General features: G+C 44.4%; 7 protein-coding genes and 15 tRNA genes. 21 read left to right on the forward strand and 1 reads right to left on the reverse strand.

Annotated elements, in window-relative coordinates:
- Window positions 1–161 precede the first annotated feature (161 nt).
- The 16 genes from gltX (at window position 162) to SPEA_RS07725 (ending at window position 4,317) form a co-directional block, all read left to right on the forward strand.
- A complete protein-coding gene (gene gltX, locus SPEA_RS07650; RefSeq protein WP_012154707.1) occupies window positions 162–1,571 on the forward strand; it encodes a glutamate--tRNA ligase in 1,410 nt (469 codons plus the stop codon).
- Between the two features lie 104 nt (window positions 1,572–1,675).
- Window positions 1,676–1,751 (forward strand) — tRNA-Ala (locus SPEA_RS07655).
- 80 nt (window positions 1,752–1,831) lie between these two features.
- Window positions 1,832–1,907 (forward strand) — tRNA-Glu (locus tag SPEA_RS07660).
- Between the two features lie 102 nt (window positions 1,908–2,009).
- Window positions 2,010–2,085: transfer RNA gene (locus SPEA_RS07665), tRNA-Glu, on the forward strand.
- A gap of 102 nt (window positions 2,086–2,187) precedes the next feature.
- A tRNA-Glu gene (locus tag SPEA_RS07670) sits at window positions 2,188–2,263 on the forward strand.
- Window positions 2,264–2,365: 102 nt separating this feature from the next.
- Window positions 2,366–2,441: transfer RNA gene (locus tag SPEA_RS07675), tRNA-Glu, on the forward strand.
- Window positions 2,442–2,543: 102 nt separating this feature from the next.
- Window positions 2,544–2,619 (forward strand) — tRNA-Glu (locus SPEA_RS07680).
- Window positions 2,620–2,721: 102 nt separating this feature from the next.
- A tRNA-Glu gene (locus SPEA_RS07685) sits at window positions 2,722–2,797 on the forward strand.
- Window positions 2,798–2,899: 102 nt separating this feature from the next.
- Window positions 2,900–2,975 (forward strand) — tRNA-Glu (locus tag SPEA_RS07690).
- Window positions 2,976–3,077: 102 nt separating this feature from the next.
- Window positions 3,078–3,153: transfer RNA gene (locus SPEA_RS07695), tRNA-Glu, on the forward strand.
- Window positions 3,154–3,406: 253 nt separating this feature from the next.
- A tRNA-Glu gene (locus SPEA_RS07700) sits at window positions 3,407–3,482 on the forward strand.
- A gap of 102 nt (window positions 3,483–3,584) precedes the next feature.
- A tRNA-Glu gene (locus SPEA_RS07705) sits at window positions 3,585–3,660 on the forward strand.
- A gap of 102 nt (window positions 3,661–3,762) precedes the next feature.
- A tRNA-Glu gene (locus SPEA_RS07710) sits at window positions 3,763–3,838 on the forward strand.
- Between the two features lie 102 nt (window positions 3,839–3,940).
- A tRNA-Glu gene (locus tag SPEA_RS07715) sits at window positions 3,941–4,016 on the forward strand.
- A gap of 102 nt (window positions 4,017–4,118) precedes the next feature.
- Window positions 4,119–4,194: transfer RNA gene (locus SPEA_RS07720), tRNA-Glu, on the forward strand.
- Window positions 4,195–4,241: 47 nt separating this feature from the next.
- Window positions 4,242–4,317, forward strand: a tRNA-Ala gene (locus SPEA_RS07725).
- Window positions 4,318–5,294: 977 nt separating this feature from the next.
- Here SPEA_RS07725 and SPEA_RS07730 read toward each other — a convergent pair.
- Window positions 5,295–7,124 (reverse strand): ABC transporter ATP-binding protein, encoded by a 1,830-nt coding sequence (locus SPEA_RS07730; RefSeq protein WP_012154708.1) that lies wholly within the window; start codon window positions 7,122–7,124, stop codon window positions 5,295–5,297.
- Window positions 7,125–7,299: 175 nt separating this feature from the next.
- Between SPEA_RS07730 and SPEA_RS07735 the strand changes: the two genes are divergently transcribed.
- The 5 genes from SPEA_RS07735 to SPEA_RS07755 all read left to right on the forward strand — a co-directional run bounded on the left by SPEA_RS07735 (window position 7,300) and on the right by SPEA_RS07755 (window position 13,111).
- Window positions 7,300–8,814: an AlkA N-terminal domain-containing protein gene (locus SPEA_RS07735; protein WP_012154709.1), complete on the forward strand. Its 1,515-nt coding sequence runs from the start codon at window positions 7,300–7,302 to the stop codon at window positions 8,812–8,814.
- Window positions 8,811–9,374 carry a methylated-DNA--[protein]-cysteine S-methyltransferase gene (locus tag SPEA_RS07740; protein ID WP_012154710.1) on the forward strand — a complete coding sequence of 188 codons (564 nt, stop codon included), beginning with the start codon at window positions 8,811–8,813 and terminating at the stop codon, window positions 9,372–9,374. Before SPEA_RS07735 ends, SPEA_RS07740 begins: the two co-directional genes overlap by 4 nt.
- A gap of 144 nt (window positions 9,375–9,518) precedes the next feature.
- Entirely contained in the window at window positions 9,519–10,847 is a 1,329-nt protein-coding gene (locus SPEA_RS07745; RefSeq protein ID WP_012154711.1) for a DEAD/DEAH box helicase, read from the forward strand.
- Between the two features lie 222 nt (window positions 10,848–11,069).
- Complete coding sequence (locus SPEA_RS07750; protein ID WP_012154712.1) at window positions 11,070–11,540, forward strand: dual specificity protein phosphatase family protein; 471 nt, start codon at window positions 11,070–11,072, stop codon at window positions 11,538–11,540.
- A gap of 26 nt (window positions 11,541–11,566) precedes the next feature.
- The gene (locus tag SPEA_RS07755; RefSeq protein ID WP_012154713.1) at window positions 11,567–13,111 is read left to right on the forward strand and encodes a phospholipase D family protein; all 1,545 of its coding nucleotides are present in this window, start codon (window positions 11,567–11,569) and stop codon (window positions 13,109–13,111) included.
- Window positions 13,112–13,115 lie beyond the last annotated feature (4 nt).

Raw genomic sequence — 13,115 nt, forward strand, 5'->3', positions numbered from 1 at the left:
CAATAGATAAAATTATAAACCGCAGAAAGACAGGTTTTTCCCACAAAATTGGCCATATAGTAGTAGATCTATTTTCCCTAGCCCTTTTGGCTGTTAGAATATGCGCCACATTCATTAGTACAGTCTATTATTTAGGCTTTCTACATAGGTCAATGTCCATTATGACAGTTAAGACGCGTTTTGCTCCAAGCCCTACCGGCTTTTTGCACGTTGGTGGTGCTCGTACAGCACTTTATTCATGGTTATATGCACGCGCAAACCAAGGTGAGTTTGTTTTACGTATCGAAGATACCGATCTTGAGCGTTCGACTCCAGAAGCATGCGCCGCAATTTTAGAAGGCATGGAATGGCTTAACCTGAATTGGGACGAAGGTCCTTACTATCAAACCAAGCGTTTTGATCGTTACAACGAAATCATTGCACAGATGCTAGAGCAGGGCACTGCATATAAGTGTTACTGTAGCCGTGAACGCATTGAAACAATGCGTGAAGAGCAAGCCGCGAAAGGTGAGCAACAAAAGTATGACGGTTGCTGCCGCGATAAAGCACCGCGTGATACTGATGAGCCATTTGTTGTGCGTTTCAAAAACCCAACAGAAGGTAGCGTTGTATTTGACGACCACGTACGTGGCCGTATTGAATTTGCAAACAGCACATTAGATGATTTGATCATCGCACGTACTGAAGGTACGCCTACTTACAACTTCTGTGTAGTTGTAGACGATTGGGATATGGGAATTACCTGCGTTGTTCGTGGTGAAGACCATATCAACAATACACCTCGTCAGATCAACATACTTAAAGCATTAGGTGCACCAGTACCAGAATATGCTCACGTATCGATGATCTTAGGCGATGACGGCGCTAAGCTATCTAAACGTCATGGTGCGGTAGGGGTGATGCAGTATCGTGATGACGGTTATTTACCAGAAGCGCTACTTAACTACTTAGTTCGCCTTGGCTGGTCTCATGGCGATCAAGAAGTCTTCTCTATTGATGAGATGAAGCAATTCTTCAACCTTGATGATATCAACAAGGCGGCGTCTGCTTTTAATACCGATAAACTGATTTGGTTAAACCAGCACTATATTAAAGAATCTGATCCGGAATATGTGGCTTCTCACCTTGAGTGGCACATGGCTGATCAAAATATTGATACAAGCAATGGTCCAAAACTGTCTGAAGTGGTTTCTGCATTGTCTGAACGTGCAAAGACATTAAAAGAACTTGCTGCATCTAGCCGCTACTTCTTTGAAGATTTTGCAGAGTTTGATGAAACTGCCGCTAAAAAGCATCTAAGAGGTGTTGCACTTGAGCCACTAACTTTGTTCCAGACTAAATTAGCTGGATTAAATGATTGGACTTTAGAAGCTATTCATCAAGCAATTGAAGATACAGCAACTGAATTAGAAGTAGGAATGGGTAAAGTCGGTATGCCATTACGCGTAGCCGTAACGGGCGCTGGTATGTCTCCTGCTGTCGATTTAACCATATTCTTGGTTGGAAAGGCCCGTACAGAGCAAAGAATCTCCAAAGCGATTGAATTTGTAGCAAATAGAATAAATTCGTAAAAAACGGGTTGACTCTTTTGGGTGCGCTGCATAGAATGCGCCACGCAGTTGAGACACAGCCAACGAATAGTTCGCGGTGCACTCAAAAGTGATTTAGTTAGTGAGGGGCCTTAGCTCAGCTGGGAGAGCGCAACACTGGCAGTGTTGAGGTCAGCGGTTCGATCCCGCTAGGCTCCACCAACTAACTGAATGTAAGCGTTAAGTTCTAGCCTACAGGACTTAATGAGTATTCACTCTTTGCAGAGTCTAATGCAGTCCGGGTCCCCATCGTCTAGAGGCCTAGGACACCGCCCTTTCACGGCGGTAACAGGGGTTCGAATCCCCTTGGGGATACCACTATTTATAATAATTAGACTTCGGTCTGGTTGTTCAAGCGTTAAACCTTAGCCTACAGGGTTTAATGAGTATTCACTCTTTGCAGAGTCTAATGCAGTCCGGGTCCCCATCGTCTAGAGGCCTAGGACACCGCCCTTTCACGGCGGTAACAGGGGTTCGAATCCCCTTGGGGATACCACTATTTATAATGATTAGACTTCGGTCTGGTTATTCAAGCGTTAAGTACTAGCCTACAGAACTTAACGAGTATTCACTCTTTGCAGAGTCTAATGCAGTCCGGGTCCCCATCGTCTAGAGGCCTAGGACACCGCCCTTTCACGGCGGTAACAGGGGTTCGAATCCCCTTGGGGATACCACTATTTATAATAATTAGACTTCGGTCTGGTTGTTCAAGCGTTAAGTACTAGCCTACAGAACTTAACGAGTATTCACTCTTTGCAGAGTCTAATGCAGTCCGGGTCCCCATCGTCTAGAGGCCTAGGACACCGCCCTTTCACGGCGGTAACAGGGGTTCGAATCCCCTTGGGGATACCACTATTTATAATGATTAGACTTCGGTCTGGTTGTTCAAGCGTTAAACCTTAGCCTACAGGGTTTAATGAGTATTCACTCTTTGCAGAGTCTAATGCAGTCCGGGTCCCCATCGTCTAGAGGCCTAGGACACCGCCCTTTCACGGCGGTAACAGGGGTTCGAATCCCCTTGGGGATACCACTATTTATAATAATTAGACTTCGGTCTGGTTATTCAAGCGTTAAACCTTAGCCTACAGGGTTTAATGAGTATTCACTCTTTGCAGAGTCTAATGCAGTCCGGGTCCCCATCGTCTAGAGGCCTAGGACACCGCCCTTTCACGGCGGTAACAGGGGTTCGAATCCCCTTGGGGATACCACTATTTATAATAATTAGACTTCGGTCTGGTTGTTCAAGCGTTAAACCTTAGCCTACAGGGTTTAATGAGTATTCACTCTTTGCAGAGTCTAATGCAGTCCGGGTCCCCATCGTCTAGAGGCCTAGGACACCGCCCTTTCACGGCGGTAACAGGGGTTCGAATCCCCTTGGGGATACCACTATTTATAATGATTAGACTTCGGTCTGGTTATTCAAGCGTTAAGTACTAGCCTACAGAACTTAACGAGTATTCACTCTTTGCAGAGTCTAATGCAGTCCGGGTCCCCATCGTCTAGAGGCCTAGGACACCGCCCTTTCACGGCGGTAACAGGGGTTCGAATCCCCTTGGGGATACCACTATTTATAATAATTAGACTTGAGTCTGGTTATTCAAGCGTTAAACCTTAGCCTACAGGGTTTAATGAGTATTCACTCTTTGCAGAGTCTAATGCAGTCCTAGCTCTTGTTTATAAAGAGTCATCGTCTAGATGATAATACCTAGGACACCGCGCTATTCTTGTTAAGAACAGCACGGCGGTTTCACTTTAATAGCCTTCTAAAGTGTTACTTATAGGTCTTCGTTATATTAGAAGTAAAACAATATGTCCGGGTCCCCATCGTCTAGAGGCCTAGGACACCGCCCTTTCACGGCGGTAACAGGGGTTCGAATCCCCTTGGGGATACCACTATTTATAATGATTAGACTTCGGTCTGGTTATTCAAGCGTTAAGTACTAGCCTACAGAACTTAATGAGTATTCACTCTTTGCAGAGTCTAATGCAGTCCGGGTCCCCATCGTCTAGAGGCCTAGGACACCGCCCTTTCACGGCGGTAACAGGGGTTCGAATCCCCTTGGGGATACCACTATTTATAATGATTAGACTTCGGTCTGGTTGTTCAAGCGTTAAACCTTAGCCTACAGGGTTTAATGAGTATTCACTCTTTGCAGAGTCTAATGCAGTCCGGGTCCCCATCGTCTAGAGGCCTAGGACACCGCCCTTTCACGGCGGTAACAGGGGTTCGAATCCCCTTGGGGATACCACTATTTATAATGATTAGACTTCGGTCTGGTTGTTTAAGCGTTAAGTACTAGCCTACAGAACTTAATGAGTATTCACTCTTTGCAGAGTCTAATGCAGTCCGGGTCCCCATCGTCTAGAGGCCTAGGACACCGCCCTTTCACGGCGGTAACAGGGGTTCGAATCCCCTTGGGGATACCACTATTTATAATGATTAGACTTCGGTCTGGTTATTCAAGCGTTAAGTACTAGCCTACAGAACTTAATGAGTATTCACTCTTTGCAGAGTCTAATGCAGTCCGGGTCCCCATCGTCTAGAGGCCTAGGACACCGCCCTTTCACGGCGGTAACAGGGGTTCGAATCCCCTTGGGGATACCACTATTTACAAATTCGTGTTAGAAATAACATGAATATTTACCAGAAATGGGGCCTTAGCTCAGCTGGGAGAGCGCAACACTGGCAGTGTTGAGGTCAGCGGTTCGATCCCGCTAGGCTCCACCATTTTACTGATTTAAATTAGTAAGTAATTAAACCACCTTTGGGTGGTTTTTTTATGCCTGTAATTTGTAGCCATTCTTATACCAATCAATATAAAGATTTGGTTGCTCAACGAGGTTTAGCGGTTATGAGGGGAGGTCATTAAGTGCTCCTCGGTAACAGCCCCTGCGTTACTCTCGATAATAGCTCCTGCATTATCCTACTTTCGGTCATCCTTGGTCTCGTACCTCCGATATCCATATAGTCTTGCATTAATGAGATTCGCAGCATCTGACCTCCAAGGATGGAGGAAATGTCTTATGTATGTCTGGAACATACAAGACCATGCTTCTCGCAACGAGTGAAGATCACAGTTGTACTATGGTTTAGCTCGTTAGCACTGCATCAAAGCCGTAAAGATTAGCCATTCTGGAGCGTTTTTGTCTGCCTACTTCTGCGTGAACTGCTTTACAAGGGAATAACCTTTCTTTCAACTATTCGCCTTGAATTAGTTTGCCAAAAACATTCTGAGTAGATCAACTTCTTATACTGATTGGTATTAAGAGCAGCAGGGCGTTTATGGCGAGTAGAGAGTACGTAGTGATTACAGATACTGTGAATAACTAGCAATAAGTTATACCAATCAGTATAAAGATTTGGTCGCTCAGCGAGAGTTTAGCGGCACTGAGGCAAGGCAACGAGTGAAGAGCATAGTTATTCTACGTTTAAGCTCGTTAACGCAGTATCAGAGCCGCTAAAACTCGCCATTCTGGAGCGTTTTTGGCTGCCTACTTCTACGTTGAACAACTTCACAAGGGAACAACCATTCTGTCAGTTATTCACCTTGAATTAGTTTGCCAAAAAACGCTCTGAGTAGATCAACTTCTTATACTGATTGGTATTAGTCTGGGCTAACGTATAAAAACCATCATCACTGATGGCTTTTGTACTGAACACTTGAAGCGTAAAGAGTGAGAAGTGTAAAAACTTGACTACTAATACTAATCGACACCAAGAAACCCACCAGTTTGGTGGGCCCAAAGCTGTGCGTAGATCCCACCTGAGCTAATTAACTCTTGGTGTGTGCCTTGCTCAACGATTTTACCTTCATCCAAAACAATTAATCTGTCCATAGCGGCAATAGTGGATAATCGGTGTGCGATAGCAATGACCGTTTTACCTTGCATCAGCTGATATAAGCTTTCTTGAATTGCGGCTTCTACTTCTGAATCGAGCGCTGATGTGGCCTCGTCCAGAAGTAGGATAGGGGCATTCTTTAGTAAAACGCGTGCAATAGCAATGCGTTGACGTTGTCCTCCTGAGAGTTTAACCCCGCGTTCTCCTACTTGAGCGTCGAGTCCGATATTACCTTCAGGATCGCTCAAGGTCTGAATAAATTCATACGCTTGGGAGTGTCTGATTGCCGCGTCAAGCTCCTCTTCGTTTGCGTCAGGATTACCATAGAGGATGTTTTCGCGAATAGAGCGGTGTAATAACGAGGTATCTTGCGTCACCATACCAATGTGCGCACGCAAAGAGTCTTGCTTAACTTGGGTAATGTTTTGCTTGTCGATAGCAATACTACCTGACTCAACATCATGAAAACGCATTAAAAGATTCACAAGAGTAGACTTACCAGCCCCCGATCGGCCCACTAAGCCTACTTTTTCCCCTGGCTTGATATTAAGGTTTAAATTATCGATAACGCCGGTATTCTCGCCATAGTGAAAGCATACGTTATCAAAATCGATCCTACCTTTACTGACGTTAAGCTCTGGAGCATTGTCGATATCATTAATATCGGTTGGCTTTGATAATGTATTCATACCGTCAGCCACAGTGCCAATATTTTCAAATAATGAGCTAATCTCCCACATGATCCATTGCGACATACCATTGAGTCGAAGTGCAAGACTGATTGCAATCGCAATAGCACCGACGGTGATAGCATCACCTTGCCATAGCCAAATCGACACTGCTGCAATTGAAAAAGCCAGTATGTAATTGATGACTTGAACACTGACATTTATCCAAGTGACCAAGCGCATTTGTCTATACACTGTTTCTAAAAAGGTGCGCATGCTGCCTTTGGCATATTCCGCTTCTTTTTGGGTATGTGAAAACAACTTTACCGTTGCAATATTGGTGTAACTGTCGACGATACGACCAGTCATGGTTGAGCGTGCATCAGCTTGTTCAGTCGATACCTTTTTGAGCTGAGGTAAAAAGCGCATTTGCAAAGCCACATATACTGCTAACCAGATCAGCATAGGTACCATCAGGCGTAAATCGGCTTTGGCTATCATCACCACCATAGAGGTGAAATAGACTAGGATATAAACCAGCACATCTAATAACTTAGTAACCGTTTCCCGAACCGCAAGCGAGGTTTGCATTACTTTAGTAGCGACTCTGCCTGCAAAGTCATTTTGGTAAAATGAAACACTCTGCTTTAACAGGTAGCGATGAGCTAGCCATCTAATTGACATGGGGTAATTACCCAATAGCCCTTGATAAACAATTAACGCATGTAACAAGGTGAGCAGTGGGATCACCACGAGAACCAGCAGGGTCATGCCAAGTAATCGTGCACCTTCTTGTTCGAACAAGGTCTCAGGTTCATGTTTAACCAGCAAATCCACCAGATCGCCCATAAAACCAAAAAGTGACACTTCAAGGATCGCCAACATTGCGGTGAGAATTGACATAATAACCAGCGGGACTTCAAAGCCACGAGTGTAATGGCGGCAAAATGCATAGATCCCTTTAGGGGGCTGTTGTGGCTCTTCGCTTGGGAGCGGGTCAACCCAAGACTCAAATCGTTTGAACATGTTTTTACTCAATGATTAAATGCGCGTTAGAAAACTCTAATGAAAGACAGCATATAGGAATAGCAGGCTTAAGTGTAAATAAAGCAATGAATTAATATAGAGTTCCGTTTTCCGCTAGTGATGCAAAGGCTTGTTGCGTAAGATTGGTGTTATCAACCTAATTGTAGGACTGTAAATGTTAGTTCAAGAGTGCCAGCTTGATAAAGACGCTTGCCGTAAAGCAAGGCTTGCTCGAGATCCGCGATTTGACGGCCAGTTTTTTATTGGCGTGCTTACAACTAAAATTTATTGCAGACCAATATGCCCGGCAGTCAGTCCGAAAGAGCAAAATGTTCGCTATTTTGATAATGCGATACAAGCTGCAAATGCCGGACTACGCCCGTGTTTACGTTGCCGACCAGATTCAGCCCCCAAGTCTTATGCATGGCAAGGCACACAAACTACCTTAGACAGAGCTAAAGCATTAATTGATGCAGGCACGTTGTCAGGCACAGAAGGGCAGAGTGTAGAAGCCTTATCTGAACGTCTTGGGATAAGTAGTCGCTACTTGCGTAGACTGTTTAACGATAAAATGGGGATTTCCGTAAAAGGGTATAACCAGTATCGACAACTTCTGCTTGCGAAACAGTTATTACATCAGACTGAGTTACCAATCACCCAAGTGGCATTTGCGGCTGGCTTTACTAGTATTCGACGCTTTAATGAAGCTTTCCAGCAAACATTGCAGCTAACCCCATCAGAATTACGAAAAGAAAATGCTAAGCCTAATAGGGAACATCGAGTAAGTACTGAGCTAACACCTAATAGCACCAACCAGAATAAAGGGTTAGTGGCGTTGAAACTACAGATGAGTTTCAGGCCACCTTTTTCATGGGCTAAGCAGCATCATTTTTATCAGGTGCGTGCCGTCACTCATATGGAGTGGCTAGCTGATGAACTTAGCTATGGTCGTAGCTTTACGATTAACGGGGTAAGTGGTTATTTTTCCGCAAAGCTCGATGCTAGCAAGCATCAGTTTAACGTCGAGATTGTACTCGAGAATGAATCTGGGCTGGTGCAGCTTAGTGCAGTCATTAATGGCATTCGCCGAGTGTTGGATCTTGATGCCAATATTAGTCAGATTGACAATGTGCTCGAAACCATTACACCCCTAGCAGGACAAATGACTCAAGGGCTGAGACTACCTGGTGTTTGGTCTGTGTTTGAGGCTGGCTGCAGGGCGGTTTTAGGTCAGCAAGTCAGTATTGTACAAGCTTCGAAGTTACTTAATCAGTTAGTGCTCGCTTATGGTGAAGAGCGCCTTATTGGTGACAAACGTGTTAAGTTATTTCCAACGCCAGAAGTGATAGCCAAAGCGGAACTGACAGAGTTAAAAATCCCTGGTGCTAGAAGAAACGCCCTTAATGCGTTAGCTCAATTTGTCTATGAGCATCCGGATGCAGTACCTGATTCATGGCTCACAATCAAAGGTATAGGGCCGTGGACTATTGCCTATGCAAAAATGCGTGGATTGAGCGATCCCAATATTCTGTTGTGCGGCGATCTTGTCGTGAAAAAGCGAGTGTTGGCCTTATATTCTGAGCATAGTGAAAATAGTGGTAGTGATTACTCAGCCATTAGCCAAAAGCTCGCTCAAATTAGTACCCCTTGGGGGAGCTATTTAACTTTTCAGTTGTGGAACTTGTCATGAATAAACAATCACAACCTTTGGTGAAACTCAATTTTGAATCAGATTATGGAGTGATTTCCTTATGCGCAAATGAAACAGGGATCACTCATTTAAATTTTATTCCTCAAATTGATAGTGAATGGCAGTCTAGGGAAGTTGATAACCAGTTGCTTGAAAATAATCGTGTCCAAAGCTCGATTGGCTCAGTGAGTGAGCCGGCATTAGAGCAAAGAGCAAGTGCGCATCTATTACAGGCAAAACAGGAGCTTTGTGAGTATTTTTCCGGTACGCGACGTCACTTTGATGTAGCCTTAGCGCCTAAGGGCACCGAGTTTCAACAGCAAGTATGGCACGCGTTAACAGAGCTAGATTATGGGCAAAGTTGCAGCTACGCCGATATCGCGATGAAAATCGCAAGGCCAAAAGCTGTGCGCGCAGTGGGTACGGCAAACGGCGCTAATCCTATTGCGATTATTGTGCCTTGCCATAGAGTGATAGGGAAAAATGGCACGTTAACCGGTTATGCTTACGGGCTAGAGCTAAAACAAAAATTACTCAGTCTTGAGGGCTTATCAGTTTAGAATAAATGGTTTATTTTCCTTTTAAACATAACTTGTAAGGCTCGGGAAGTTCCCTCAAGCTGCACACTAAGAAAGATAAGCTTTTAAAGTGATATTAGCGTAGAATAAGCGCCTTATTTTTGATTAGGCGTTTACCCGTAAATTATGACTCAGCCAGTATCTTCAACCGACCAAGTAGCAACGCAAACTGTAGCGGACACACAAGCTCACAGTGACTTTACCCAACTAGGGCTAATCCCTGAGTTGCTTGAAACACTTAAACTGCTGAGTTATACAAAGCCGACAGCGATTCAATCGCATATTATTCCGGCGGTTTTGGACGGGAAAGATGTGCTAGGCGGCGCTAAAACGGGTTCGGGTAAAACAGCTGCTTTTGCTCTACCTATCATTCAAAAGCTTGCTAAGGCATCACCTCGTAAAGCGGGCGGTAATTTTGTCTCTTGTTTGGTGTTAGTGCCTACTCGTGAGCTAGCACAGCAAGTTGCCGACAGCTTTATGCGCTATTCGCAGTTGATTAAACCTAACCTAAAAACCCTTGCGGTTTATGGTGGCGTGTCAACTAATGTGCAAATGCAAAGCTTACGTGGCGGCGCCGATATTGTTGTGGCTACACCGGGGCGTTTAATCGATCTGATTTCAAGTAATGCGCTTAAGCTAGATAACACCACGACTTTGGTTTTGGATGAAGCCGATCGCATGTTGAGCCTAGGTTTTACTGAAGAGCTGAACGAGCTTTTAGCTAAGCTACCTAAAACTAAGCAAACCTTATTGTTCTCAGCCACTTTCCCTGAAGAAGTGCGCGAGCTTACCGATTCGCTATTGAATAACCCTGTAGAAGTACAGTTACAAAGTAGCGAAGAGAGCACACTGGTTCAACGCGTTATTACCGTTAATCGTAACCGTAAAACGGCTTTGTTAGCTCAATTGATTAAAGATAATCAGTGGCAACAGGTGCTTATCTTTGCTAGCGCAAAATATAGCTGTAACCGTTTGGCGCAAAAATTAGAAAATGCAGGCATTACTGCCGAAGTATTTCATAGTGATAAAGGGCAGGGTGCCCGTAACCGTGTACTTGAGGAGTTCAAGTCAGGCGAAATAAGCGTGCTTATCGCGACGGATATCGCTGCCCGTGGTATCGATATTGAAAAACTACCAATAGTGATTAACTTCGAATTACCTAGAAGTCCTGTTGATTATATGCACCGTATCGGTCGAAGCGGTCGTGCGGGTGAAGCGGGCTTAGCAATGAGCTTGATTTCTCACGATGAATATCAGCACTTTAAGTTGATCGAGAAGAAAAATAAGCTGAGATTAGAGCGCGAGCAGATCCCTGGCTTTGAAGCCGATCTTGAAGCGCCAGAAGACTGCCCATCACGTGAAGTTAAGCCGATGGCAAAGCCTGCTGGCACGGGGAAAAAACACCGTAATAAATTACCGAAAGCCAATGCCGAACTTTGGGGCAAGAAGTCTTAAATCTCGCTATTAATGGCGTAAAACCTTCTAGCGACTGAACATGAAATGGACTCTATACGAGTCCATTTTTTTAGCAAATAAGTCTGGTTTTGTGGTTTAGCGCCATTTTTTGACAATATCCACTTAGCTCAGTAATAAAGCGATAGCACAAGATATAGGCTTTAGGTATTCTCTTGGCGATTAAACCTTATTTGAAACTCAAAATATATTTTAGGAAAAACTATGCAGCACCTATTTTGGTTAGTTGAGGGACAAATTGCAGGACGCAGTGGACCCAATAAAGATCCTTGGGATCTGCTCGAGTTAAAGGCTGCCGGTTTCGATGCCATTTTATCTGTTAATAACGGTGAAGATTGTATTGAGGCTGAATTGACCGCCGCTGGATTAGATTACTTATGCGTACCTTTCTCTCGCAATATACCGCCTAAGGCGGAAGACTTAGATTATTGTGTTGAACAGGTTCCAAAAGCATTGGCGTTTATCCGTGAATGCGAAGCGCAGGATAAAACGGTACTCATTCATTGCCGCTCGGGTAAAGATAGAACGGGCCTCATCATGGCTTATTACTTGATGGATAATGGTGCCGCTCCACTTCATGCCGTAAGTCAAGTTAGAGCCATACGTGACATCGCATTTAGCGCCGAAGGTTGGGATCAATTTGCTTTTGATGTGCTTTATGCGCTACAAGAGTAATTAATACCCAGCAATAGAATAAAAGAATGAATGCAAATGGATTGCAGTCGCTTATCTTTTTAAGAAGTGTTTTTCTTTGGGCAGCTATTACTGTGCTAGTTGGCTGCCAATCTTCTCCTGTTTACCCCGATAAACCTATTACCACTAAGCTAACCGCTCAAGCTGAGTGGCCGTTGGTTCAATATGTTCAAGCCGATGTAGAAGCGCACCCCGAGCAAACTGGTGTGCTGCCCCTCGCCGACGGTATTGATGCCTTTATCGCACGTCTCGCCTTAGTTAATGCCGCTACAGCCAGTATCGATCTGCAGTACTACATTTACCGTGGAGATGATACTGGTAGATTATTAATTTGGCATTTAATAGAGGCCGCTGACCGCGGTGTCAGAGTCCGTATTCTGCTCGATGATATGGCTGTTAAAGATGCCGATGAAGCGCTAGTGATGCTTGCTGAGCATGACAATATTCAGGTGCGCTTATATAACCCCTCGTTCGAGAGAGATTTTCGCAACATCGCCTTCGTTGCAGGTTTTTCCAGATTGAACCATCGCATGCACAATAAGTCGTTAACGGTAGATAACACCATTAGCGTGGTAGGAGGGCGTAATATTGGCAATGAGTATTTTTCAAATGATACAGATGTTGAATTTGGCGATTTTGATTTAATGGCGATAGGAGGTGCCGTCGATGAGGTGTCTCAACAGTTTGATCTGTATTGGAATGCACCATTAACAGTAGAGATTAATGCGCTGAGCTCCCACAGTGTGACAGCAGAAGATATCGCCGATGCCTTGGAAGCTGTTGAGTCAGAAAAAGCAGATTATCAATCTAATCCATATATAGCTCGTTTGCTAAATAGCCAATTGATAAGTCAAATGCAGAATCATTCATTGCATTGGTTCTGGGGGCCTGCAAAGCTGGTTTATGATCTGCCGGATAAGCAAAATCATCAGTCTCAAGAAGACAATATTCTCTCTGATCTTGGGGAGTATTTAGAGCTGGCAACAGATGAAGTACTAATTGTATCGCCTTACTTTGTACCCACTCGAATAGGTACAAAAAGTATTGTTGAATCGGCTAAATCTGGGATTGATATTACTATATTGACTAATAGCTTAGCTGCTACCGATGTATTGGCTGTTCACGCTGGTTACCGGCAATATCGCCAGCCGTTATTGGAGGCCGGTGTAAAGATTTATGAAGTGAAAGCTAACCCCAAGCAGAAGAAAAACAGTAGTTGGAGCGGCAGCTCTAAGAGTAGCTTACATGCCAAAACGTTTGTCACAGATAGGTTATCAGTTTTTGTCGGGTCCTTTAACTTCGATCCTCGGTCTGCATGGTTGAATACCGAGATGGGGTTGATCATAGATAACCAAGAGCTAGCAGCTGGTGTGGTCGACGCGATAGAAGCAAGCTTAGCAAAAAATACCTATCGCTTAGGGATTGAGAGGGGGGAAATCGTCTGGTTCGATGATTTTAGTCAACGAAAAGTTTACACAGAGCCTGATGCAGGCCTGTGGCGAAAGTTTCTAGTGGATTGCATCGCATTATTGCCGATTGAGTCCCAGCTTTAATTGT

It is taken from the genome of Shewanella pealeana ATCC 700345, assembly GCF_000018285.1.
GTDB lineage: Bacteria > Pseudomonadota > Gammaproteobacteria > Enterobacterales > Shewanellaceae > Shewanella > Shewanella pealeana.